Raw genomic sequence first — 25,008 nt, 5'->3', positions numbered from 1 at the left:
TCATGCTACACATAGACGACACGGGATTATCCTCACCGCCTCCCTCGATTAAAGAGCGAGAACTCGTGTCATCAGGTATCGCGCATCCAACTTTAGTTTTCTGAAGACTGGCGCTTTAAAATGTCTTTCAGATCATCCCATAGCTGAAAAATGGCATTAGACGACACAAACGCAACGATCTGGCAACTTTCTCAAAATCATCTGAACTTACTCTCAACCTGCCCCAGAAAATTTCAATATACCTATCTAGAACAGTTCACCTCTCCTTGTCTTGCCCAACGTCAAAGTGAATTAACACTAGGGAATCGCTTTCATCATTTTATGCAGCAGCGAGAGCTAGGCTTACCTATAGAACGAATTTTAGCAGCAGATCCTCCCTTAGCCCAATCTTTCCGATCTCTTGCTGAAGTCGCTCCTAAGGTAGTTGATCCCCAGCCCCACACTTGGCGACAAGCCGAACATCGGCGAACCATTCGCAAAGGAAATTTTTTACTAATTGGTATTTACGACTTACTCATTTTAAGCGAAAACCAAGCACAAATTATTGATTGGAAAACCTATCCGCAACCGCAGAATCGAGCCACCTTAGCTAAGCATTGGCAAACTCGTTTATACCAATATCTTTTAGCGGAAACCTCAAACTATCCTCCCGAAAAAATTCAATTGACTTATTGGTTTATTAGTGTTCCCCAGAAACCGACTTCTCTTACTTTTTCTTACAATCAAGCTCAGCATGAAACCACAGAACAAGAACTCAATCAACTGCTGACACAACTGGAATTTGATCGTAAAAACTATCAAAAAAATAAGGTGCTCTTTCCCCAGGTAGAACCTCAAAAAGGGTATTGTTTCAACTGTCCATTTACTCTTCCTTGTCAGCGTTACCTCGATCTGAATCAAGTTTGTTTCTCAGAAGTGGAAGAGGAAACGATTTAAAGGCTTATTGTTTTTGACTTTCATAAGTCCAAAAGTTCTGAAAAGCACCAATAGTTTTAAACTGGTAGCTTGGTAAGCCTGTCATCACAGATAAATTGGTTTCGTAAATACTAAATAAAAAATAGTTGTGCCTCTCTGTGGATTCTGCAATCATCTCTTGCAGTGGCTTTTGTCCGCTATCAACGAGTTTATTACATTGACGTTCTAAAAAATCGCCTAAGGTTTTCGGAGCATCTGCACAAACTTCTTCTTTGATATAAACACTCATCTTTTCTGCTGCATAGGTTTGGTAGGCTTGACGGCGAGGATTAGTTATTGCCATGGCACTTCCCACACCAAGAACTGCAATACTACTAATAAGAATGCTAATTTCCCAAGGTTTGAGTTTCATAAAATCTCCGTTGAAAATCGCAACTGGGTTGACACCCCTTGTGCCTACCATGTTAGAATAATTTGAGTAAATTATGGCGAGCGTAGCCAAGTGGTTAAGGCAGCGGATTGTGGTTCCGCCATTCGTGGGTTCGAGTCCCATCGTTCGCCCTAATAGATTTGAGCCAAGTTCTAAATTCTTCAGAATACTTTCAGATGCGAAATCGTTAAGGATGATCAAAGCTCCCGTCAAACTCTAGCTTGACAGGAGTTATAGACCAATGATTGCTTATTAATCCACTCTGCGCCCTAATAACACAGGACAGTTAGCATAAACTCGAACATAGTCAGACAGGGAAGTTCCCAATAACCGATCTAAATCGGGTAAACTTCTAGCAACTGTAGGACGACGTTCTGGAGAGCCCAGCATCAATAAATCAACCTTGTTTTCTTCTGCGAGTTCACATAAAGTTGGCCCTGGTTTCCCCCCAGTGACGATCCCTTTGTAGTTGACCCCTTGTCGTTTGGCTTGCTCGATCGCGGGGGTAAGAACAGCAGTTTTGTTAGCTTCCTCACCAGATAGCACCTCATTTTTCTCCATTGAAGGATCAACCTGTACCAGTAACAACTGACCAGAAGGAATATCTCTTAACAGGAACAAGGCTAACTCCAAACAATACTGAGAATCAGCCGACTGATCCACAGCCACCATAATCCGTTTTAACCGCGTTACATAAATATCATCTTTCACCAGCAACATCGGGCGTGTGGACAGTTGAAAAACGTATTGACTAACAGAGTTTTCTAAAATGGACTCTAAACGTTTTAAGCCCCGTGACCCCATAATAATCAGGTCAGCTTCCATTTCTTCGGCGATTTCGCAAACCGTTGTTTTTGGGTCACCTTGACGTAAAACTGTCGAAACTTGCGTTGGATCAAGGTGCATCCGTTGGATCGCCCCAGCAACAACTTTTCCCCCTTCTTCCCATTTTTCCATCATTGCTTCACTGGTTGTTTGTGGGGGAACAACGTGCAAAATCGTAATCGAAGCATTTTTCAAAGATGGCAGTTCTAACAAATACTGCAACATTTCTTCCGAATGTCCCGTACCCGAATCTGCTAGCAAAATTTTGTTAAGCATAGTTCCATTTCCCCTCCCAATTGATTACAAACTGATCAAGCTAAACTGAGCAAGGACTTTAGCCTCTCATATTTACCAATACCACGATTAGGGAGTCCCTGCTTTGCCAACCGTAATGACTCTTAAAACTCCTCTGAGGTCTCAACCTGATTGAAAAGTCTCATCAAACCGATTTAAGGTTTTTATCAAGATCGATTGCCGTCTGCTTAATATTTTGTTACAACAGAAGGGACTCTCAAATTTAAAGCTCAAGTGCAATTTGGTGAGGACTCAGCGCCCTTAAACATAGTTTTGACAGGATTTCTAACCAAAAAGCCTGTTTTTACTACCGTGAAAAACGCGCATAGACATTGTTCCTTTCCTGTCTTGTACAGATGTCAATAACAGCTTCTGTACAATTTTAGTTTTCACAACGGAGGTTTTCATGATTGGTGGCTTAGCCGATTTTCAAAATAAGGGTAGTGATTGGGGAGAAAATCTTCTCAATAGTGTTGCAACGAATACTCTTCGCCACCTGTTTACGCGCTGTGATGATTTAAAGGTGAAGGTACGCTGTCATCCCTCCAGCAAACTTTTGCAGGGGAGTATTGATAGCTTTGATATGAGTGGGAAAGGGTTAGTTATTCGGAAAGCGTTTCGCACTGAGGAAATGTGGTTTGAAACCGATGCCGTTGCTATTAACTTTAGTTCAGCCTTAAAAGGTAAAATCGCCCTAAAACAGCCCACACAGGCGATCGCGCAAGTTAAACTGTTAGAAGAAGACATCAACACTGCCTTCAAAGCAGAATTAGTGAGAAAACGCCTAGAAAACCTCACTGCGGAAAGTTTAACTGAGTTGTCTAACGGCGATCCCGTTTCGTTTACTGACATTAGTTTAACGTTATTGGCGCAAAATCAAGTCCAACTCGAGGCAAATGCTAACTTAGGACAAGCTGGAGTGATTCCTGTGAGTCTCATTTGTACCCTTGGCTTAGAGCGGAGACGGAAACTCTTATTTAAAAACGTTCAGTTTCAAGCAGATCATGTCCCACAAGAGCATCGCGCAACCAGTGAAAAGCTCACAGAAGTCCTTGGAGAGATTCTAAATAACATGATTGATTTAGATCGGTTTAATCTCGATGGGGTGAAAATGCGTATCAACCGTCTCGAAACCCAAGGAAAGGCTCTTGTCTTTAGTGGTTACGCTCAAATCGATCATGTTCCAAGAGTTGGTTAACCCCCTTTTCAGAACCATCAGAAATAACGGCTGATTGAGTTTAGCCGTTATTTGATGCGTCCTCTAACCGCTATGGAACATATACAGCAAGAGGCTTAGGCTACCCATTACCAAACCCAGCTACAATCTGGGCATAAGCTGAAACTTTCAGTCTCGTGTTCCCTTACAGATGGCTCTCTGACTGGATTTTGTGTAATCGGGATGGCAGGATTTGAACCTACGACATCCTGCTCCCAAAGCAGGCGCGCTACCAAGCTGCGCTACATCCCGTTAATGTAGTCCTCAGATATTATAACTCAGGTTAAGCAAAATTGGGAATTTTTGAAGAAGAAATATTTAATCTGGATACCAAAACATCCCTTTAATCCCCTCTGGATCAGGAACAAAGCCCAAACGATTGTAAAATTGGACAACCCCTGCATCGGCAAACAGGGTAATATTGCTAATATCCTCTTGGCGCAAACGTTTGATCATATAGTTCATCAGAGCTTTACCTAACCCTTTTCCTTGGGCTTGGGGATGAACCACTACATCCCAGATCGTTGCGTTAAAGGCATGATCAGAAGTCGCCCGAGCAAACCCGATTAAACGTCGGCTTGCTCCTTTTTCTTCCCACATTGATACCACTAAAAAGCTGTGTTGCATTGCTTTACGCACTTTCCGCAGGGGGCGACGAGACCACCCAACAGCATCACACAGTTCTTCCAATTCGTATAAATCAATGGAGCGAGTTGTACTAAAAAGAATTTTGGTATCTTGTTGCGTCTCACCCTTTTTTAGCAAAGTCTCTTCCTCTGATGAAGTTGATGAAGGCGCGATCGCGTTTGAGCTATTATTAAATAAACTTTTCCAAAATGCCATGCGGTCTGCGAGTCGCTTATTTGTCAGTTTCCAACTGGGGACAAGCCCTACAATCAGTGAGCTTTTTCTCGAAAAGCCTGTTAAAAATCATAACATATTTGTTCTGGGTTCTTGGTTCTTCGTTGTTTGGGAACGGGTCACTGCTGTACGGTAACGGACTCAGAAACGCTATATTTTCTGTTTCATCAGGGATGATTCACTGGCAACAAGCCTTATGATCCCTGAAATCTAAGTTAAGATAATAAAAAGGTTAGCTGTTTTGTAAACCCAAGAAAGCAGATCCGTCCTGTGTCTGCCTGATCCTTGATGAGACTCACTGTTGACATCAGTAACTATGCCCTCAATCGATATTTCTGGTGTAACTCACGCCTATGATTTTCTTCCTGCTCAAACGCAAACTGATGCGCCAGTTCTGGTTTTAATTCACGGTTGGTTACTCAGTCGTCAATATTGGCAGCCTTTAGTCCAAAAACTTTCTCTTAATTATTCTTGTCTGTGCTACGACCTGCGCGGATTTGGTGACTCCCAAGCCAGCAGTTCTCAAAAAAATGAATATAGCTTATTGAGTTATGCAGATGACATCAAAACCCTGTTAGAAGAACTGGAAATTCAAAAAGCCTGGTTAGTGGGTCACTCTCTGGGGGGGAGTATCGCGCTGTGGGCTGCTCACTGTTGTGAAGAACAAGTAGAAGGGGTAATCTGTCTCAATGCAGGGGGTGGGGTATATCTCAAAGAAGAGTTTGATCGGTTTCGTCAAGCAGGACAAAAATTAATCAAATATCGACCCCAGTGGCTTCCCTATATTCCTCTGATTGATGTCCTGTTTACTCGTGCCATGGTCGCGAAACCCCTAGCCCGTCACTGGGGTCGTCAACGAGTGATGGATTTTGTGAAAGCCGACGCGATCGCTGCAGTCGGATCATTATTAGAATCAACCACAGAGGAAGAAGTGCATCGCCTCCCGCAATTGGTTTCCCAACTGAAGCAACCTGTCTATTTTGTGGCGGGAGAAAAAGATCTGATCATGGAGCCCAAATATGTGGGACATTTAGCCAGTTTTCATCATTTATTCCAATGTCAAGGCAATAATGTCGTTGAAATCCCAAACTGTGGTCATATGTCCATGATTGAACAACCTGAGCAAGTGACTTTAATTTTAGAAGAGATTTTGTCGAACTGCGATCAACAACTCGTGGATGGTACGATCAACTGAGAAATTGTCCATCGGTGTTTCTTGTGTTAGCATGTAGTCGAGCCTTTTTTAGTTAAGAGGAGCAGGCTTGAGAAAGCTAACAAAACTTAACTATCCGTTGTCAGAATCGGGTTACGCTGAGTTTTGCTCCGACAAAATCTTTAATTTATCGGGTAGATGAATCTGGACAGTCGCGGTACAATTAACTAAGTGGTAGGAGGCGCGACAAACCTCTCTAAAAACGCTAGCGTTCTAAGGAGCGTATCAGTAATCAAAACTGCCTCAACGCTGTAGTGTCAGGCGAACACGAACAGGATAAGCCACGCTTGGGGAGACTTGCCCACTGGGATTAAAGAGATGGCAAAGCCGAAGGTGAGCCGTCTTGGAAGTTTTAAGGTGTGTCGTTGAACCAAGAATCTCCCATCAGATCAAAGATTATGATGAGAGAGCGTCAACATAGACTTGGTTAAGCGCGAGTAATCTCTCAAATCTTCAAATTAGGTAAAAAATTGGATGACGAAAGTAGTTCTCAACAATAATGAACAGATAGAGTCAGCCTTACGTCGCTTTAAACGTAAAGTATCTCAAGCAGGCATTTTTGCCGATATGAAAAAGAATCGGCATTTTGAAACCCCCGCCGAAAAGCGGAAACGTAAAGAAATCAGTCGGCATCGAGAACGTCGTCGGTTTCGGAATCGTCGCAATAAAAAGTAGAGTTCCATAAGGAGTAACATGGTACAAGCACAATCGGGCAACACTGTTCAAGTCCACTATACTGGGAAGTTAGCAGATGGCACAGTCTTTGATTCTTCTGAAGGTCGTGAACCTTTAGAATTTGCCATTGGTGAAGGTCAAATTATCCCAGGGTTTGAACAAGCCGTTATTGGTATGGATGAGGGAGAATCGAAAACTGCAGAAATTCCCTCAGAAGAAGCCTACGGACCCCATCGCCCGGAAATGGTTTTAGAGGTTGACCGCGAACAAATTCCAGAAGATATTGAGGTGCAAACGGGTCAACAATTACAAGTCCAGCATCCCAGTGGTCAGCAAATTCCTGTGGTGGTCACTGCTGTTGCCGATTCTAAAGTCACGCTAGATGCGAATCATCCCCTAGCGGGTCAGAATTTAACCTTTGATATCGAATTGGTTAAAGTTTCGGCTTAACTAACTTCCTTTCATTCATGCTCAGGGGACGAGATGCTTGATGCGCTCGTCCTTTTTTTAATTAAGGAGTTCGCCCCCACAGTCACAAAATCAATTGTAGTCAAGATTAACCTGTATTCCGCATTCCTGCTGCAATGCCATTCAGGGTTAATAACGCTCCCCGCAGCAATTCTTCCTTGCTGTAGCGGAAGTGGATGACCTCAGAAGCACTTTCGTTGCTATACTGGCGCAGGCGTTTAATGAGCGACACTTGTAAAAACCCTAAGGGGACAATGGTCCGATTTCGCAGTTGGACAGAACGTTGTAAGTCTGGATCGCCGTCAAGCAACTTCTCGTGGTTGGTAATTAAACGGACTAATTCGCTGGTGAGATGATACTCATCAGAAATTTGTTGAAAAATCCGTTCAAAGCGTTCATAGTCTTCAGGGTTCGCCAGTTCTTTGAGATAATGATGGGCAATTTGCAGATCCACTTTCGCTAAGGTCATTTCTACTTTGGAAATCACCATGCGGAAAAAGGGCCATTTCCAGTAGAAGTAACGGAGGAGCTTCGTATTTTGCTCACAGCTTCTTTCTTGATCTTGATATAAAAAGTCTTGGAGGGCGGTTCCCACCCCATACCAAGCTGGAAGTAGGAAACGGGTTTGTGTCCAGCTAAAGACCCAAGGAATCGCACGCAGGGAGCTTAAGTCTTTTTTACCCCCTTGACGACGGGCGGGACGAGAACTAATTTGCAGTTGGCTAATTTCTTGGATGGGAGTAACGGACAGGAAAAAGTCGAGAAAATCGGGTTCTTCGTAAATTAAGGCGCGGTAATGCTGGCGCGATCGCGCAGCAAGGCGTTCCATGATATTCTGCCAGGGATTAATATCATCAAAGCCACTTCCTAATATACTCGCTTGAATCACGGCTGTGGTTGCCGTTTCAAGGTGATAGAGAGCTAACTCAGGAAGGGAGTATTTGGAGGCAACGACTTCTCCTTGTTCGGTAATTTTAATCCGTCCATTAATGGTTGAACTGGGTTGGGCTAAAATCGCCTCATAAGTCGGTCCTCCCCCTCGTCCCACAGAGCCACCGCGACCATGGAAAATCCGCAAAGAAACCCCGTATCCTTGAGCAAGAGTTTGCAGAGCTTTTTGAGCCTTATGAATTTCCCAATTGCTGCTTAAGAAGCCTGAATCTTTATTACTATCAGAATAACCGAGCATGACTTCCTGAATATCGTACTCGTCGCTATTTTCTTGACCATAGCCTCCTGCGAGACAAGCGCGATACAAGGGCAACTCAAATAAGGCTTTCATGACTGAAGGGGCTCTGAGCAAGTCATCAACGGTTTCAAACAGGGGAACCACTTGCAAACTACATTTCCCCGTCGCTGGATCATAAATTCCTGCTTCTTTGGCGAGGAGTAACACTTCTAAAATGTCACTCACATGATGACTCATGCTGATAATGTAAGTCTGGCAAACTTCGCAGCCAAACTCTTGTTGCAGTTGTTTTAAGAGGCGGAAGGTTTCAACGGTTTCTTTGGTTTTTTCAGAAAAGGGAAGTTCTTTTGGAATCAGGGGGCGACGGGTTTGTAATTCCTCACTCAGCCATCGTACTCGTTCTTCTTCTGATAAATCATTATAAGATTGAGGCAGTAGTTGTAAGTAATCTGTAATCTCGGTAACTGTATCTGAATGGCGAGAAGACTCTTGGCGCATATCCAGTTCAACTAAGTTGAAGCCGTAAATTTCCACTTGACAGATTAAATGTTCGAGATCGCGACAAGTGAGTCCAGTTTCGGTTAAACTCCGTTGAATTAGTTTTAATTCTTCTAAGAACTCTTCGCCAAAGGTGTAGATTGTTTGACGATTCTTTTCAATGGTCTCTCGCGGGGCTTGTTGTTCGGAAGATAAGAAATGATTGCGCTGGAGCGTATGTTCTAGCCGTTGTTCGATGTAGGCAAGTTTGAGACGATAGGGCTCTCGACGATAGCGAATGGATAACCGTTCGTAAACATCTGGCATCAATGCGCGATCGCGCTCCAGAGATTCTAATAATTCTGGTAAAACATCACTCCAATGTAAAGACAGGCTCAACAGAGTGCTTAATCGTTTCACCGACTGTAAATACCGTTCTAGAACAATTCCTCGTTGATAACAAGCGGTTTCCCAAGTCACCGTCGGCGTTACAGAAGGATTGCCATCGCGATCGGCTCCCACCCAAGAGCCAAAGCGACAGAAATTATTTTGGGGAGGATTTAAATCCTTAAAAGAACTATTTAGGGATTGTTTCAGACGACTTGATAAATGAGGGATCGTATCAAATAAAACTTCTTGGAAATAGTGCAAAGCATAATCCACTTCATCGAGGACTTCTGGCTTAAACTGATGGAGTTCGTCAGTGCGCCACCACAAACGGATCTCTTCCTTCAACTGTTCCGTGGCTGCAATCGCTTCGGGAGATTCCAGAAAGCCCAAACTTTGAGCAGCAATTTCGGATTGGTCAATATGTTGCAAAATCTGAGACATCCGCCGTTGTTTTTTCCGAATCGTGTGGCGAACGATTTCGGTCGGATGAGCCGTGAAGACCAATCGAATATCAAGCTGATTCAGTAAGCGTTGAATCAGTTGTGGGGGAACATTCAATTTTTTTAAGTAAGGAAAGAGCCAGTCAAACGTTCCCGCTTTCTGATAAGTGGAATTACCTTGCCAGGTCTTTTCTAGCAGTTGTGCACCGAGAACACTGTGAGAAGCATCAGTTTCGGTCTGCTGTCCTTTGATGTTTCCTTCTGCAAGGTCTTTTTCGGTTTTATCGTGGCTGAAATAGCGATTCAGTTGTTGCTCTCGTTGTTCGTAGTGCTGTTCAACAATATTAATCAACTGAAAATAGAGGGCAAAAGCACGGGCTGCTCGTACCGCATCATTGAGGGGAAGATCTTCAATCAGTTGGGGGACAGAAGAAGTTGGTAATCCCGTTGCCTGTCCCTCTGGTGATCCCATAGATCGTAACTGTTGCAATAGATCGACTAATTCCTGACCACACTCCGCTCTCAACACCGATTCCCATAAATCTTCAATCAACTTAATCCGATCCGTGAGAAATGTATCAGAACGGGAGGAGTTGTTAGTGTCTTGGCTGAATGCTTGCAACAGAGAAGTCATGATTTTCTTTAATAATACTGGCGAAATTTCAACCAACCTAATACGTTAGGAGAGGCGTTAGCAATTCATATTTTTCGATCACACTGCACACCCCAGATCTTGGTCTGCTCGTCATTATACCCATTCTCTCCCGCAGTGGATAGTTACAATTTAGTTTTTTATTGTTTAATTTCTATCTCAGATTGTTGCTGAAGATGAAGAATCGGCAAACGATGACCGCGAAATACCTCTTCACTGGCTTCACCAAGGCTAATTAAGCCTTCTTGCAGCGATCGCGCTCCCACCATCCCAGCTAAGAAAGGAACGGTTAATAAACTAAGGGCTAGATCCAGTTGTGCTTGTTGCTCTTGCTTGACAGGGCTTGCCATTACACTCTCACTTTTGCTTTAGTGTTCTTCTATTATTATCGAGGTTTTTCGGTTTTTTATTCAACATCAGTTTAACTTATTAGCTTAATAAATAAATCTAATTTACAAAACTTGACATTTCATCAAGATAAGCAATATAGTTGTATCAAGGCTTTAATCAAGCCCGATCATATCATTATCATTCAAACCAAACGGACTTATATCCAAAATGACAACCACTTTACAGCAACAACAAAGCCAGAATATCTGGGAACGGTTTTGCCAGTGGGTCACCAGCACCGACAACCGCCTTTACATTGGCTGGTTCGGCGTTCTCATGATCCCCACCCTCTTAACCGCAACCACCTGCTTCATTATCGCGTTCATCGCAGCGCCTCCCGTTGACATCGACGGAATCCGTGAGCCTGTCGCTGGTTCTTTACTCTACGGAAACAACATCATCTCTGGTGCAGTTGTTCCCTCCTCCAACGCGATCGGACTTCACTTCTATCCCATCTGGGAAGCAGCATCCTTAGATGAATGGCTCTACAACGGTGGACCTTACCAGTTAATCGCATTCCACTTCTTAATCGGAGTTTTCTGCTACCTCGGACGTGAGTGGGAACTTTCCTACCGTCTCGGAATGCGCCCTTGGATTTGCGTTGCGTTCTCCGCACCCGTTGCAGCAGCAACCGCAGTTTTCTTAATCTATCCCATCGGACAAGGTTCTTTCTCCGACGGAATGCCCTTAGGAATCAGTGGTACTTTCAACTTCATGTTCGTGTTCCAAGCTGAGCACAACATCCTCATGCACCCCTTCCACATGCTCGGTGTAGCAGGTGTCTTCGGTGGCGCATTATTCTCCGCTATGCACGGTTCTCTCGTCACTTCCAGCTTAGTTCGCGAGACCACAGAAAACGAAAGCCAAAACAACGGCTACAAATTCGGACAAGAAGAAGAAACTTACAACATTGTTGCAGCACACGGCTACTTCGGTCGTCTCATCTTCCAATATGCGAGCTTCAACAACAGCCGTAGCTTACACTTCTTCTTAGCAGCATGGCCCGTGGTTGGCATCTGGTTCACTGCTTTAGGAATCAGCACCATGGCATTTAACCTCAACGGATTCAACTTCAACCAATCCATCCTTGACAGCCAAGGTCGTGTCATCAACACTTGGGCGGACGTATTAAACCGCGCTAACTTAGGATTTGAAGTCATGCACGAACGTAACGCGCACAACTTCCCCTTAGACTTAGCTGCTGGTGAAGCGACTCCCGTTGCGATGCAAGCACCTGAAATCAACGGCTAATCTTCAAATAAGATAGCTCAATCAGTTTCACCCCTTCCTTTTGGAGGGGGTATTTTTTGTCTTACGGAAAAGGATAAAAACTCATGTGGACAGAGATTGCAAAAGAAATTTCCCAAGCGACAGGAAAACCCTTTGAGATTAAAGATCGGCGTTCAGTCGGCGGGGGTTCCATTAATCAAAGCTACGCCATTACCGATGGAACCGAGACCTATTTTCTGAAGTTTAATAGTGCTTCCGAATATGAAATGTTTGCAGCAGAAGCGGTGGGATTAAAAGAAATGTATGACACCCACACCATTCGCATCCCTCAGCCCATTTGTTGGGGAACAACTGATAATGCTGCTTATATTGTCATGGAATGGTTAGAATTTGGACGCGGTGGCGGTTCTCAAGTTTGGGAAGCGATGGGAGAACAGTTAGCCGAAATGCACCGCAAAGGAGTAGCCGAACAATTCGGGTGGCATCGTAATAATACCATTGGTTCTACCCCTCAAATTAATACTTGGATGGACAATTGGGCTGATTTTTTTGCAGAACATCGCATTGGCTATCAGGTCCGGTTAGCAAAACGAAGAGGAGGAAACTATCCCGATACGAAAAAAGTGGTGGAGAAAGTGCGAGAAGTTTTAGCGGATCATCATCCGCAACCGTCTTTAGTTCACGGCGATTTATGGGGTGGAAATGCTGCGGTGACAAAAGAGGGAGAACCGGTTATTCTCGATCCAGCGACCTATTACGGCGATCGCGAGGTGGATATTGCAATGAGTGAATTGTTTGGCGGTTTTCCCGCAGCGTTTTATCAGGGGTATAATGCTGCTTGGGAACTGGATGCAGGTTACAAACAGCGCAAAGACCTTTATAACCTTTATCATATCCTTAACCACTTTAATCTCTTTGGTGGTGGTTATGGTTCCCAAGCCAGTCGTATGATTGACCGTTTAATGAAGGATTAAATATCGTCTGGGATCACCCATTGCGTGGGTTCTGGGGGTTGCGCTTTTTTCTTTCTCACCGCTTCTTCCGCCATATCTAGCATCTGGTCGAGGGACGTATTATTAATAAATTTAGAGGCTTCTGTGGCATATTCTTTATGGGGACATTGATCGCCTAAAACACAGCCGTTAACACAGGCTTCGGCGCAGTTAATTTGGGGTTGCATGATACTCCTCTCTTGATTTTGGTGTACTTTTAGATCTCAGTGTTCTTCTTTTCACAGCTTAGCTTAGAGCGCAGGTTATTCATGATGTCCAATTCGACAACCCCTTACGCTAACCTCTTTCTGGGATTAAGCGTTGGTTTGATTTTAGTAACGATTGTTGTTTACATTTTGCGAGGAGTCGGGATTTTAACGTTTATTCCTGGTGGGATGATCTATTTATTATTTCTCAGCGCGATCGCGCTGGGTTTGCTGTCTAAACTCGCCCGTCGTCAACGTTGGTAAACCATGAATATGATCACTATTTGATGGCAATGTAAATCTATTTCACTGCTATTTTGTGATAAAATTGTGTCATTTTTCAGGAAACCCCTTTCCGTTTGTTCAAACTTGCGTTATCACTAACAACAGATGTGATGGTTTAATTCAACTGTGGCGAATTGTTCTTCTGTTGTTACTCCGAGTTCTCAATCTCTACATCCCTTACAATCGTTTGCTTTACAATTAACGGCTTGGGGAAAGGGGAGAGATGTTGTTTTTGCAGTTGATGTCACTCGTAGTGTTCGGCTGAATAATCAGGGAAGATTACGAATTGAACAAATTATTCGGGATAGCTTACAAAGAGGAGATACGGCTTATATTGTTCCGTTTGCGAGTGATGTTCAACTCACTGACTCTATTGCAATTACAACTAAAGATGACATTCAAAAATTATTAAATCAGCTACCGTTACAAACGGATTTGAATCAGCGCAACACAGATATTCAAAAAGCAGAGTTATTTGTTTATCAGTTTTTAGCCCAAAATAATCACTGTCGGTTAATTGAAAACCAAGGAATTCGAGAACAAGCAGTTGTGTGGTTAACGGATGCACCCTTAGCCACAAAAACAGGACAAGATTGGATTGAAACCCCTGCAGAGAGTCCTTTTTTAGAAGCTAATTCTAATCAGAGTCAGTTACGAAAGCAATGGTTAGAAGTGTTACCGTTACGAGCGCGATCGCGCACGATTCCTACTGAAAATAATGAACAATATCAATTAACAATTGTTGATATTAAACCCACTGTTCAAGAATTTTGTACACCCGCCCCCAGTGGAAAAGAAACCTGTTTTGTTAACCGTTATTTACTCCAACAATTATGGCTTCCCACAACAGGCTTAACTTTAATTATTCTTTTCGGATTAGGCTTGTTAGGATTATGGTATAGTTGGCAAAAACCATGGAGTTTAAAAATAGAAATTGACGGAGAAGAGGATGATGAATCGGCGATTAAAACCTTAAAAAGTAATCAACGTCTAGCGATTGGTGATTATGATTCTGCTGCGGTGGATTATATCGAGTGTTCAGGGGAAGAAGTCCGAGGATATATCGAACGCAAACGCAATAAACTGTATTTAATTCCAACCCAGAATTTACCCTTGTTTTATCAAGATCAAGCAGTGAAGAGGCGTATCGAAATCACAAAAAAACGTTTCCGCTTAAACTGTCCACAAGATCAGGGAAAAGATTTTGAGTTTATGATTAAAGTTGAAAAATGAAAGTTATTCTTTGGACTAAAAACCCAAATTATTAACCCTTTGCTCAATACCATCTAGACAATGACCACTCCCAATATCAATCATGATCGTCTTTTCAAAGAACTCTTATCTACTTTTTTCTTAGAGTTCGTAGAGTTATTTTTTCCAGAAGTGACCCATTACTTAGAACCGAAAACACTCAAGTTTTTAGATAAAGAAGTCTTTACCGATGTCACCTCTGGCGAAGAACATAAAGCCGATTTAGTCGCCCAAGTTCGTTTTCAAGGAGAAGACTCTTTTTTTCTGATTCATATCGAAGTCCAATCTTCGTCTCAAACTGAATTTAGTCGGAGAATGTTTCGTTACTTTGCTCGCCTATATGAAAAATACTACATTCCCATTTATCCCATTGCTTTATTTTCCTATGAGAAACCGAAACGAGAAGAAGCAAATGCTCATCAAGTGGAATTTCCCGATTTCAAAGTTTTAGAATTTAACTATCGGGTGGTACAACTAAACCGCTTAAACTGGCGAGACTTCTTAAGACAAGAAAACCCCGTTGCTGCAGCTTTAATGGCAAAAATGCAGATTCAGCCAGAGGAAAGGGCGCAAGTCAAAGCGGAATGTTTACGCTTATTAGCGACCTTAAAATTAAATCCTGCTAAAATGAAACTGATTTCAGGATTTGTAGATAGTTATCTTCGCCTCTCATCACAAGAAGAAGAAATATTTCAAAGTTATATCAAAAATTTTCAACCCCAACAACAGGAGGAAGTCATGGAAATTGTAACCAGTTGGATGGAACAAGGAATTGAACAAGGAATTGAACAAGGACAAAAAGGAGAAGCAATCACTCTTGTTTTAAGATTAATTTCAAGACGAGTGGGAAAAATTACCCCAGAGTTAGAAAGTGCGATTAATGACCTTACTTTAACTCAGCTAGAAGATTTAGCAGAGGCTTTATTAGACTTTGATTCTGTTGAAGATTTAGAGCAATGGCTACAGCAACATTAAACTGAACTGATTATAAATTTAAACTAAACTAATCAACAATCAAACCCAATTATGCAAACAAAAGAAAGAAACTTACAAGGCGTTAAACGAACCATCTGTATTGGTTTGGGCGGAACTGGAAAGAATGTTTTAATGCAATTACGGCGGTTAATTATTGACCGTTATGGCGATTTAAATGAACTTCCTATTGTTAGTTTTGTTCATATTGACACCGATAAAAGTGCAGCCCAAAGTTCAGGGTTACGCACGGGGAATACTTATCATGGCGTTTCCTTAAGTTTTAAGGATTCAGAAAAAGTTTCTGCAACCATGAATAGTAAAGAAGTCACTAATTTTGTCCAAGGATTAGAACAAAGAAATCAATCCGATCGTCCCAGTCCTTATGATCATATTGGTCGTTGGTTTCCCCCACAACTGCTGAAAAATATTAAAGCCGTGGAAGATGGCGCAAAAGGGATTCGTCCTGTGGGAAGATTAGCTTTTTTCCATAACTATTTAAACATCAAAAAAGCCATAGAAACCGCCGAAAAACGGACGAGAGGACATGAAGCAAAATTATTACAAAAAGGACTTTATTTAGAACCAGGATTACATATTTTTGTCATTGGGTCTTTATGTGGGGGAACTGGTAGCGGAATGATTTTAGATACCGCTTATAGTTTGCGTCAAAATTACGGCGATCAAGGGGCGCAACTCTTTGGCTATTTAGTAATTAGTCCCACCTTATATGGAAATAACCCCAGTCAGAATGCGAATACTTATGCAGCCTTAAAAGAATTAAATCATTACAGCACACCAGGAAGTCAATTTCAAGCGGTTTATGATCCACAGAACTTAGTTTGGGTTGAAGAAAAACGTGCGCCTTTTGATTATACTTATTTGGTTTCTAGTGAAACAGGTGGCGAATATTCTATTTTAGAACAACGTAAATTATGTAACGTTATTGCTCGTAAGATTGGTTTAGAATTCTCTAGTGAATTAGCCCCAGTGATGACTGGAATGCGAGATAATTTCTTGGGTCATCTCATTAGTTGGGATCAGCATCCTCGTCATAATATGCAAGGGTATTTGACGTTTGGTTTAGCAGCAATTTATTTTCCGCGCGATCGGATTGTGCAAATTGCTTTAAATCGAATTAGTTTAAATCTACTTGAGTTTTGGTTAAATGGAGAAGGACAAAGCCCTGATATCAATAATTTATTAGAACAGTTTATTATGGGGGCGAATTGGCATGAAAATGTTAATAAAAAGGATTACTTTACCGCCCGTTTACGAGAAGAAAGCCGAGCGGGAAAATATAGTTTTGCAGATCGCTTTAAAACTTGGCGCAATAAGTTAGAAAAAGCGATTCATGATAATGCGAAAAAACAAGACGATCGCGCTGCGTTATATCAGCAACTCCCCAGAGAGTTTAAACAAGAGTTTCGGAAAGTCCAACCAGGAGAAACCGAAAGCGTCAGAGGAGAATGGATCACTCGTGTGAAACAAGCACAACCAAAACTGATCGAAACCTTACAGACAGATATTGATCGATTTTTAATCAGTTTGCTAACCCCGAGTAATCCTAACTTTTCTTTGCGGGTGAGTCGAGAATGGTTACAAGCCTTACTGACAGAATTAAACAGTTATCAACAGAATTTAGAAGAACAGATCCGACAGTCTAAACAGTTTTCCACTGCGGATGAAGTGGAGAAAGTGTGGGAGAATGCGAAAGAAGAAATCGACGAAATTGAACAGAAGTTTAAGCTATTTGGGAATAAAACCAGTAAAATTCAAGAGGAAGCCAGAAGCGCGTTACAGAAAGTGAGTAAATTAATTCGCGAAAACTTTGAACTGGCTTTAAATCAGGAAGCATTGAAAATTGTTAAAGCCTTACAAGAGTATGTTCAAGCGCGATCGCACGAGGTTTCTAGTTTAGCGCGAACCGTTGACAGTTTAAGAGGAGACTATCAACAAGAAGAATCAGAATTAAAACAACTGAACTTTGATGAAATGAGTGGAGAGGCTATCTTTAATGATGAAGATATTCAACAGTGTTGTGAGATCTTATTACCATCGGGAGAGATGCGCGATCGGTTAGTGTCAGTAACCGATAAAATTACAGAGAACTTAGGAGAAGAACCTTGTTTGATGAACTTAATCGAACAAGATTATTTCGACGAACAAAGTTTACAAAGATTCATTTATCAAGCCGTTGATGGATTATTTGGTCGCCGTAGTTTAACCGTCGTTAACTCAGTGATTAAACGTTTTTTACAAAACTATCGCGGTTCAGAACGTTCTATTCGCCTCAATCAAATCTTACAACAAGCGCAACCCTTATTAAAACTGAATAAAGCTGATCCCCATTACGTTGATGACTCCGCCAAAAGTGCAAAAATTATCGGTTTCAAAGATGCTGACGAAATTGAAGTTCAACAATTCAAAGATATTCTCTACAACGATTTAGCAATTCCAGACTCACAGATTAAACCCACTCAAGCCGAAGATGAGATTGTCCTTGTTAGTGAATATGCAGGGTTTCCCTTACGATTAATTGAAGGGTTAGACCAAATGAGGAAACATTATGTAAAAGCGAATTCCTCGACAAAAGAGTTTCTTCATAATGACGCACAAATGACCTTCACCGATATCATTCCTCCTGATGCGAACACCTTACAAGACTTACAAGATATTTTCTATCCAGCCTTAGCCTTACAACTGCTATCTGAAAACATCGAAACAGAAAACTTAGAATTTACTTATTATGATCAAATGCGAGGGTATGAAAAAGCAGCTTCTCTGAGTCCAATTTGGGAACAAGCCTTAGAAACCCTTTATCGTCAAACTGACATGACAAATACTCTGAGAAACCTTTTAGAAGAAACCATTGCGAGTATAAAAAAACAGCCATCACAATGGGAACAAAATTATCGTCCCAAGTTTCAGCAGTTTGTTCAATTTGTCGATCATCTTCCCGATACCAACCCCAATTATCCCTATCGTGACACTTTAATCGGAGTTGAAGGAACACTAGAAACTCCCTTTCAAGAAGGAGTTTTAGAACGATTTCGCAAACGGATAGAAAGAGAAATCCAAACCTCTCTTGTGTCTCAAAATACCTCACGAGTTATTGAAGGAGATAAAGCATCCTCATCCGTTGATGAAACAGAAGCAGTAGAAGACGCAGAAATCATTGAGGAAAATCAAGGATTAGATCCCTTAGAAAGGTTAGTTAACATGAAAGAAAGAGGTCTTCTTGACGAAGAAGAATTTAAAGCAGCCAAACGAAAACTCTTAGGACTTTAGTTGAAATTTAAATCATTAGAGAAACAGACACTTGGAATAGAATTATAGCACTTCCCAATCTCATGAGGTACATTCTAAATTTTGGTTCTTTGTTCTTTGTTATTTGTTGGTTGTTAATCAATGAACCACGTACCATGAACATCCACCGACTCGCTTTGAGCAATTCGCAACCTTTTATACAGACAGTGATTATTGTTTCTAATACCTCTCCAATTAACTATCTAGTTTTGATCGGAGAAATTGATTTTCTGAACAACTTATGGCTGATTAGATAAGCACAACTAAAGTATCAAGTTATTATGTTAACTTCACTTTTTTCTCTCCTTCCCAGTTATTTATTATTCTTGATCCTTATTTTTATTATCTTTCCGACGGTGTTGGGCGTTTTCCTACGCTTATCACTGTATGGAAAACTCAGGGATTTAGAAAAACAGGTTCATAAATTAGTGCGCGATCGCGCTTCAACAGGAATCATTGATAAAATTCGCCAACGGTTTCGAGACGCTAGTGAAAAAGTAGAAGCCGTTAACACCACCGCAATCATTGATCGAGTCTTCCGTCAAGAAAGGATTCAGATTTTAGGAATTTCTGTTCCCTGGGAAGTTGCTGATCGATTTTGTCGCCTTCTTCCTAATCTGCTTTTAACTTTAGGATTAATCGGAACCTTTGTGGGAATCACGATTAATCTCAGTAATATCAGTACCACGTTAAATCAAGTTGATGGAACAGATATTCAAAATTTAATTGATGAACTACAGCAACCTTTACAGGGAATGGGAATTGCATTTATCAGTAGTTTAGTCGCTTTGGGGTGTAGCGTTATTCTGATTCTGACGAATAGTTATAGAAATACCACTGCTTTGAAACTCAAAATCCTTAGTACCCTTGAAGACTATCTTGATAACGTTTATCTTCCAGAAATTCCCAGTCATTCCCGTTTAGATCGCGCTGTGGATCGGATGGTATCTCAACAACAAGAGTTTCTAACCCGTTTCCATGATAATGTCACAGAAGCCGTAGAAGCCTCTTTAGGAAAAGTTGCAGATAAAATTGCTGAGGGGAATCAAGAATCCACTGATTTAGCCAAACAAGTTTACGAACGTTTTACCGAAACCGCAGGAACATTATCTCATGGCGCAACTCAATTTCAATACGCTATAGAATCCTTAGAACAAGAAGTCGTTAAAATTCAACAAGTAGGAGATAAACTAACACAAGGCGCGACCATTTTTGAAACCGCAGCAGGGAAAATAGAAGAGAGTCAATTTGCAGAAAATTTAGATCGTTTAACAGCAAGTTTAGCAGAAACTCAAACTGCTTTTGCGGATTCAACCGCGAAGTTACAAACCAATATCGAAGACTTAACCAATAGTAATCTTCATGCTGCGGATCTCGCAGAACAATTATCCAGTAACTTAAATACGTTTACAGATAGTTTACAGCAGAGTGCGGGTCAGTTTGAAGGAGTTGCAAATACAATTAAAAATAGTCAGTTTGATCTCACGCTTCTCGAAGCCAGTGAAAATCTACAAACCACGCAAACGCAGTTTACAGAAACAATTACGAATTTTGAAAAAGGAATTGATCATTTAGGAAGCGCGATCGCGCAAACTGAAAATACGACCCAACAGCTAAATCAAGTCAGCGAACAACTTGGACAATTAAATCAGAAATCCCAAGAACTTGCAAAACTCAATCAAGATAAACTGAATCAAATCCGACAATCTCTATATCTGTTACTGAAAGCAATTAGTGATCATAACTTCATCAAGAAAACAGTTTCTGGTTTAGATACCCTACAACAGCAAAACCAAAAAATTATTCAATCGCATCAAAATACTGAACAAAACCAACAGTCAACGCAAGAAATACTGGCTAGTTTGCAATATAACCTGATGAAACTATTAACCATAATCAGTGATAGTAATCATCAAGATAAGACTTTATCTAGTGTTGAAGAAATCAGAAATGTAGCAACACAACTCAACATCCAGTTAGGAGAAGTTAAAGAAGCCTCTAACACAAGCGAATCTTTAAAACAAAAAACACTCTGCGAAATCCAAAGCGAACTTTCTCAATTTATTTCTAGGATTGATCAACAGCAAGTGTTAGAGAAGACTGTATCAGGATTAAATGTATTACAGGAACAAACCCAACAGTTAAATCAACAGTCTCAGCAGATTCTTGAAAATCAAATCAATACTAATCAAAGCATTAAGCAATAACCATGCTGAAACGAAAACGCTGGGAAGAAGAAAGCGAAGAAACGAATATCTGGACATCTTTTACTGATTTAATGTCCAATGCGTTTATGATTCTAAGTTTATTACTATTCATTACGCTGATCCGAATCTTCTTGATCACCCAAGAAAATCAGCAAATGAAAAAAGAATTAGAACAAGTGAAAGAAACCCCCCCAGTTTTAATCATTCAAGACTCAGGAGACTTTAAGTTTCAATCTGGGAGTGCAGTTTTACCCTCTCCGCTTCAAACTTATATTCAAAATAACTTAGTCAATAAAATCGAAGAAATTACCGCAGGAAGTCAAACGTATAGCGTTGAAATTATTGGTCATACTGATGGACAAGTTTTAGGAGGAAGCAATAGCAATCTTGATCAAAATCTGGAACAAGTGGCTAATGGTCAACTTTCCATGACTCAACTCCAACCGGGATCAAATGCAGATTTAGGGTTAATGCGATCGCTGGCTGTAGTTAAAGAATTACAAAAGGTTCAAGCCCAAGGACGCTTACAAAACGTTCAATTCCATGCCTTTTCTGCAGCACAATTATTTCTTCCTAACTCTGAAGAATTTGCACCCATTGATCGCGCGGAAAATTCAGGTCGTCGTCGTATAGAAATCCGTTTCTCTCCTCTCGGTGAAGCCCAAGTCGTCCGTTAGGCGAGCATGAAACAGTAATTAGCGAAAAATTGCTTGATCAATCGTCGCGCGGAAAAACTCGCCATCCTGTTGAAAGGTTTCTCCATCAAAGAACCACCCGCCACGGATACGAGTGGGAATTGTATATCCAGCAAAAGTTTGTTCGGCTTCAATCATTCCCCCAAACGGAATATTGCGATATCCTTGTTCATCAGGGTTTCCCCACCGTGGAAATTGGATGGTTTCTAATTGTCCTTCTGTATTCACACTCAGGGTAAGAGGAATCGTTTCTGCTTGGAATTTCAAATGCGCGATCACTTGCGACGCATTGAGGCTTTTCCAAGTTACATCAGACCGACACAAAACAGAAGGTAGCCACATACACTCTCCCAACATCCGACCGATTGCCGATCGCGCAATATCCTCTCCTGATGCTTCCATAACTGGTAATAGTCCGAGAAGTTTCCACTGCATTTTTCCTTCACCCTGCACCAGTTGGTCAAATCCCCGAATGGGAATCCCTTTCATCGTTGCTTTCCAAATGAACCCCAACGGAAACGCAATCACTTGTTCGGCAGTAAAAGGAAGCCAATTTTTGAGTTTAATTTCTCCGTGCATGGTCAGGTGAACCGCAGAAGCAAGAGGAATTTCTGGCGCTATTGCGTGTTTCAGATAACATTGCGCGATTTCTGGCAAAGCAGTATAATTTTCCCATCGGAAGTTTTCTTCTGAAAGAGGAGCAGTTTCCCATAATTGTTGAAGCGATACGATTTGATTCATGGAATCCGACAAGACGATTAACAGAAACTGATTGCTTCTACCTATACATATTTTTCGCTAACCGTCAATCTCTCTTCACAAAAGTTTTAAACTAGCAACAAAAATACATACGACTTGTCCTCAAAAAACTTGACAAGTTTTCAGCATTTCCAACGAAAGAATCGGTGTTTAAGTCAAGTCAATCTCGTTTTAGACAAAAACTCCCCTTGGATTATTGTTTTCCTCACTATACCTGAAACGGCGTAATTTCGTCAAGATTGGGGATAAAATTTTGCTTTTGAAGAAATGTAAAGATCCCGCTTCCATAGAAAAATTCAATGCAGCCATCATTGAGAATTGATATAACGGCAAAGTAGCTAAGGTTTCTTTGAGAAGAGAGAAACCCAGCACTTATTTTGACAGATCTCATGTGGTTAACCCTAATTGAAAGCCCCTTATTTACCTTCACAATTTTATTACTGGTAGTTCTGATTGTCCCGCCCATTTTTGAGCGTTTTAAACTCCCTGGATTAGTGGGATTAATTGTTGCTGGAATTGCTTTAGGGTCTGACGGCTTAGACTTTTTGGACTCAGCATCAGAAACCATGAAACTGCTTTCTGATGTGGGAAAAATTTATCTCATGTTTGTAGCAGGATTAGAAATTGATCTCAATGAATTTCGCAAAGCAAAAGGAAAAGCCTTAGGGTTTGGAATCACAACATTTCTTGTTCCCCTTTTCATCGGAATCTTAGTCAGTTCTTTATTTGGATATGGGATAACGGCTGCCGTTTTAATGGGATCTTTAATGTCTTCTCATACCTTGTTAGGCTATCCGATTGTCACCCGACTCGGGATTGAACGTAATCCAGCCATAGTAGCAACAATTGGTGCAACCATTTTTACTGATATTGCCTCTCTTCTGTTGTTGGCTATTTGTTTATCAATTCATCAAGGGGATTTTTCGGTAACAAGTTTAATCATTCAATTAATTGCCTTAGGAATTTATGCCGTCTTAATTTTATTCGGTTTAGATTGGGCAGGAAAATTTTATTTTCGACGAACAGGAGATGATGAAAGCAATCAGTTTTTATTTATTTTATTAGCCGTCTTCTTAACCGCAGTGGGCGCGCAATTAATCCAAGTCGATAAAATTGTTGGGGCATTTTTAGCAGGGTTAGCCGTTAATGATGTCGTAGGACGGAGCCAAGTCGAAGAAAAGATTACCTTTGTGGGCAGTACCCTTTTTATTCCCTTCTTTTTTGTTGATATGGGATTACTCCTTGATTTATCCAGCTTAAAAGAAACATTAACAGGAAATTTAGCTTTAACTGCGCTGTTAGTCGGAGGATTATTCTTCAGTAAAGGCTTAGCTGCCGCGATCGCGCAATGGATTTATGGTTATACCCGTACCGAAGGCTTAATCATGTGGTCTTTGTCCTTACCGCAAGTTGCTGCAACCCTCGCTGCAGCCCTAGCAGGTCTCAATCAGGGCTTACTGGATCGTTCATTATTCAATGCGGTAATTATGTTGATGCTTGTAACTGCCATGGTGGGACCGATTCTGACGCAGCGGTTCGGTCGTCAGCTACAATCCCCACGTCGTCAGCAACAATTAAGCTCACTGACCATCCCAGAAACGTTTGTCACCTATCCCCCCTCTCGGGTCTTGGTTTCTCTCGCTAACCCCAACACCAAAACGTATTTAGTGGAAACGGCAGCTTTACTAGCTCGCCAAGGAGAAGGAAAAGTAATTTCCTTAGCCGTCGTCATCGACGGTATGGCAACAACCAAGGACATCGATCAAGCCCAATTTTTATTAGAACAAACCCAAGAACTGAGCGACCCGTTTCAGGTTTCCATCCAGCCTGTACTCCGTTTAGATGACAATATTGCCCAAGGCATTACTCGCACCGCACGGGAACACGGGGTGACTTGGATTGTTATGGGCTGGAGTCCGACCACACTTCGAGAACGTCTCTTAGGTAAAACCATTGATCATGTCTTTTGGACAGCCCACTGTCCCGTTGTTGTGATGAATCTCCATAAAGATCCAACCGAAATTAAACGCATTTTAGTCCCTATAGAAAATCTCAGTCCTCCCAGTTGGCGAACCATTGAGTTTGCTCAATTAATCGCGCAAACGAATCAAGCCCAAGTTACTCTCCTTCACATTGGGCTTTGGGGAGAATCGAAAGAGGATATGGAAGCCTTTGAAGCGGGCTTAAGGGAATGGTTGCTGTGGCATCAGTTTCCGCTTCCGATTCAGATCCAAACGATGCTTCACGATCATGTTCCCAAAGCGATTGTTCAAGTTGCCCAAGATTATGATTTAACCGTCTTACGGGCATTACGCCGACAAACCGCAGGTGGACTAGCCGTTAGCGATATTACCACAGAAATTGTTGCCAATTTAGACGGATCATTGGTTTTAGTCGCCGAACCGCTCTATACTTAGGGTTTCCTGAAAAAGTCCATTGGTCGGTTAAGACCGTTCTTTGTTCTTCGTTCTTTGTTAGTGGGTAGTGGGTAGTTTTTCTTTCTTTTCACTACAGGAAAACAGTCAGAGAGCCATCCGTTTGAAACGGATGGACGGGGCTTTCTAGGTGCGGAGGAAACCTCCGCACACAGCCCCTCATGAATGGCCCTTAAAGGCTTCAGCCTTTTGTGTCATTTTATGTTATCATTCCAAACAGCCCTAAACTTAA

Annotated in this window: 21 protein-coding genes and 2 tRNA genes; 15 read left to right on the top strand and 8 right to left on the bottom strand. The window is 41.6% G+C overall.

Annotation, left to right across the window (positions count from 1 at the left end):
• The first annotated feature begins 150 nt into the window (after window positions 1-150).
• On the top strand, window positions 151-936 hold the full coding sequence (locus PCC7418_RS19160; protein WP_015227837.1) for a PD-(D/E)XK nuclease family protein: 786 nt from the start codon (window positions 151-153) through the stop codon (window positions 934-936).
• Window positions 937-940: 4 nt separating this feature from the next.
• Here PCC7418_RS19160 and PCC7418_RS19155 read toward each other — a convergent pair whose 3' ends face one another.
• Window positions 941-1,327 (bottom strand): DUF4359 domain-containing protein, encoded by a 387-nt coding sequence (locus PCC7418_RS19155; protein ID WP_015227836.1) that lies wholly within the window; start codon window positions 1,325-1,327, stop codon window positions 941-943.
• Between the two features lie 76 nt (window positions 1,328-1,403).
• On the opposite strand from PCC7418_RS19155, the gene PCC7418_RS19150 reads away from it, so the two are divergent.
• Window positions 1,404-1,476 (top strand) — tRNA-His (locus PCC7418_RS19150).
• 121 nt (window positions 1,477-1,597) lie between these two features.
• On the opposite strand, the gene PCC7418_RS19145 is transcribed toward PCC7418_RS19150, so the two are convergent.
• The gene (locus PCC7418_RS19145; RefSeq protein WP_015227835.1) at window positions 1,598-2,446 is read right to left on the bottom strand and encodes a universal stress protein; all 849 of its coding nucleotides are present in this window, start codon (window positions 2,444-2,446) and stop codon (window positions 1,598-1,600) included.
• A 424-nt stretch (window positions 2,447-2,870) separates the two neighbouring features.
• On the opposite strand from PCC7418_RS19145, the gene PCC7418_RS19140 reads away from it, so the two are divergent.
• Entirely contained in the window at window positions 2,871-3,662 is a 792-nt protein-coding gene (locus PCC7418_RS19140) for a DUF2993 domain-containing protein (protein WP_015227834.1), read from the top strand.
• A gap of 196 nt (window positions 3,663-3,858) precedes the next feature.
• On the opposite strand, the gene PCC7418_RS19135 is transcribed toward PCC7418_RS19140, so the two are convergent.
• Both PCC7418_RS19135 and PCC7418_RS19130 read right to left on the bottom strand, forming a co-directional pair.
• Window positions 3,859-3,932, bottom strand: a tRNA-Pro gene (locus PCC7418_RS19135).
• Window positions 3,933-3,998: 66 nt separating this feature from the next.
• Entirely contained in the window at window positions 3,999-4,523 is a 525-nt protein-coding gene (locus PCC7418_RS19130) for a GNAT family N-acetyltransferase (protein ID WP_015227833.1), read from the bottom strand.
• A gap of 334 nt (window positions 4,524-4,857) precedes the next feature.
• On the opposite strand from PCC7418_RS19130, the gene PCC7418_RS19125 reads away from it, so the two are divergent.
• The 3 genes from PCC7418_RS19125 (at window position 4,858) to PCC7418_RS19115 (ending at window position 6,879) form a co-directional block, all read left to right on the top strand.
• Window positions 4,858-5,736, top strand: a complete 879-nt coding sequence (locus PCC7418_RS19125) for an alpha/beta fold hydrolase (protein ID WP_015227832.1) — start codon at window positions 4,858-4,860, stop codon at window positions 5,734-5,736.
• Window positions 5,737-6,228: 492 nt separating this feature from the next.
• Window positions 6,229-6,429: a 30S ribosomal protein S21 gene (gene rpsU, locus PCC7418_RS19120; protein ID WP_015227831.1), complete on the top strand. Its 201-nt coding sequence runs from the start codon at window positions 6,229-6,231 to the stop codon at window positions 6,427-6,429.
• Between the two features lie 18 nt (window positions 6,430-6,447).
• The gene (locus tag PCC7418_RS19115) at window positions 6,448-6,879 is read left to right on the top strand and encodes a peptidylprolyl isomerase (protein WP_015227830.1); all 432 of its coding nucleotides are present in this window, start codon (window positions 6,448-6,450) and stop codon (window positions 6,877-6,879) included.
• A 106-nt stretch (window positions 6,880-6,985) separates the two neighbouring features.
• Here PCC7418_RS19115 and ppc read toward each other — a convergent pair whose 3' ends face one another.
• Both ppc and PCC7418_RS19105 read right to left on the bottom strand, forming a co-directional pair.
• Window positions 6,986-10,027, bottom strand: coding sequence for a phosphoenolpyruvate carboxylase (gene ppc, locus PCC7418_RS19110; RefSeq protein WP_015227829.1), 3,042 nt, complete (start codon window positions 10,025-10,027; stop codon window positions 6,986-6,988).
• 158 nt (window positions 10,028-10,185) lie between these two features.
• Window positions 10,186-10,395, bottom strand: coding sequence for a hypothetical protein (locus PCC7418_RS19105; protein ID WP_015227828.1), 210 nt, complete (start codon window positions 10,393-10,395; stop codon window positions 10,186-10,188).
• Window positions 10,396-10,603: 208 nt separating this feature from the next.
• Here PCC7418_RS19105 and psbA point away from each other — a divergent pair, with 208 nt between their 5' ends.
• A complete protein-coding gene (psbA, locus tag PCC7418_RS19100) occupies window positions 10,604-11,686 on the top strand; it encodes a photosystem II q(b) protein (RefSeq protein WP_015226715.1) in 1,083 nt (360 codons plus the stop codon).
• A gap of 83 nt (window positions 11,687-11,769) precedes the next feature.
• Window positions 11,770-12,639: a fructosamine kinase family protein gene (locus tag PCC7418_RS19095; protein WP_015227827.1), complete on the top strand. Its 870-nt coding sequence runs from the start codon at window positions 11,770-11,772 to the stop codon at window positions 12,637-12,639.
• On the opposite strand, the gene PCC7418_RS19090 is transcribed toward PCC7418_RS19095, so the two are convergent.
• Entirely contained in the window at window positions 12,636-12,845 is a 210-nt protein-coding gene (locus PCC7418_RS19090; protein WP_015227826.1) for a hypothetical protein, read from the bottom strand. The genes PCC7418_RS19095 and PCC7418_RS19090 overlap by 4 nt on opposite strands.
• 81 nt (window positions 12,846-12,926) lie before the next feature.
• On the opposite strand from PCC7418_RS19090, the gene PCC7418_RS19085 reads away from it, so the two are divergent.
• From PCC7418_RS19085 to PCC7418_RS19060, 6 genes are all read left to right on the top strand, one after another.
• Window positions 12,927-13,127: a hypothetical protein gene (locus PCC7418_RS19085; RefSeq protein WP_015227825.1), complete on the top strand. Its 201-nt coding sequence runs from the start codon at window positions 12,927-12,929 to the stop codon at window positions 13,125-13,127.
• Window positions 13,128-13,274: 147 nt separating this feature from the next.
• A complete protein-coding gene (locus PCC7418_RS19080) occupies window positions 13,275-14,381 on the top strand; it encodes a vWA domain-containing protein (RefSeq protein ID WP_015227824.1) in 1,107 nt (368 codons plus the stop codon).
• 60 nt (window positions 14,382-14,441) lie between these two features.
• On the top strand, window positions 14,442-15,374 hold the full coding sequence (locus PCC7418_RS19075; protein ID WP_015227823.1) for a DUF4351 domain-containing protein: 933 nt from the start codon (window positions 14,442-14,444) through the stop codon (window positions 15,372-15,374).
• 51 nt (window positions 15,375-15,425) lie between these two features.
• Window positions 15,426-18,662, top strand: coding sequence for a tubulin-like doman-containing protein (locus tag PCC7418_RS19070; protein WP_015227822.1), 3,237 nt, complete (start codon window positions 15,426-15,428; stop codon window positions 18,660-18,662).
• A gap of 299 nt (window positions 18,663-18,961) precedes the next feature.
• Window positions 18,962-20,887 (top strand): hypothetical protein, encoded by a 1,926-nt coding sequence (locus PCC7418_RS19065; protein WP_015227820.1) that lies wholly within the window; start codon window positions 18,962-18,964, stop codon window positions 20,885-20,887.
• A gap of 2 nt (window positions 20,888-20,889) precedes the next feature.
• A complete protein-coding gene (locus tag PCC7418_RS19060; RefSeq protein ID WP_015227819.1) occupies window positions 20,890-21,564 on the top strand; it encodes a hypothetical protein in 675 nt (224 codons plus the stop codon).
• A gap of 18 nt (window positions 21,565-21,582) precedes the next feature.
• On the opposite strand, the gene PCC7418_RS19055 is transcribed toward PCC7418_RS19060, so the two are convergent.
• Complete coding sequence (locus tag PCC7418_RS19055) at window positions 21,583-22,323, bottom strand: DUF6920 family protein (protein WP_015227818.1); 741 nt, start codon at window positions 22,321-22,323, stop codon at window positions 21,583-21,585.
• A gap of 407 nt (window positions 22,324-22,730) precedes the next feature.
• Here PCC7418_RS19055 and PCC7418_RS19045 point away from each other — a divergent pair, with 407 nt between their 5' ends.
• Entirely contained in the window at window positions 22,731-24,758 is a 2,028-nt protein-coding gene (locus PCC7418_RS19045) for a cation:proton antiporter (RefSeq protein ID WP_015227817.1), read from the top strand.
• The last annotated feature ends 250 nt before the right edge of the window (window positions 24,759-25,008 follow it).

This window comes from Halothece sp. PCC 7418 (genome assembly GCF_000317635.1).
In the GTDB taxonomy this organism is placed as follows: domain Bacteria; phylum Cyanobacteriota; class Cyanobacteriia; order Cyanobacteriales; family Rubidibacteraceae; genus Halothece.
This window is presented reverse-complemented; position numbering and strand designations above follow the sequence as displayed.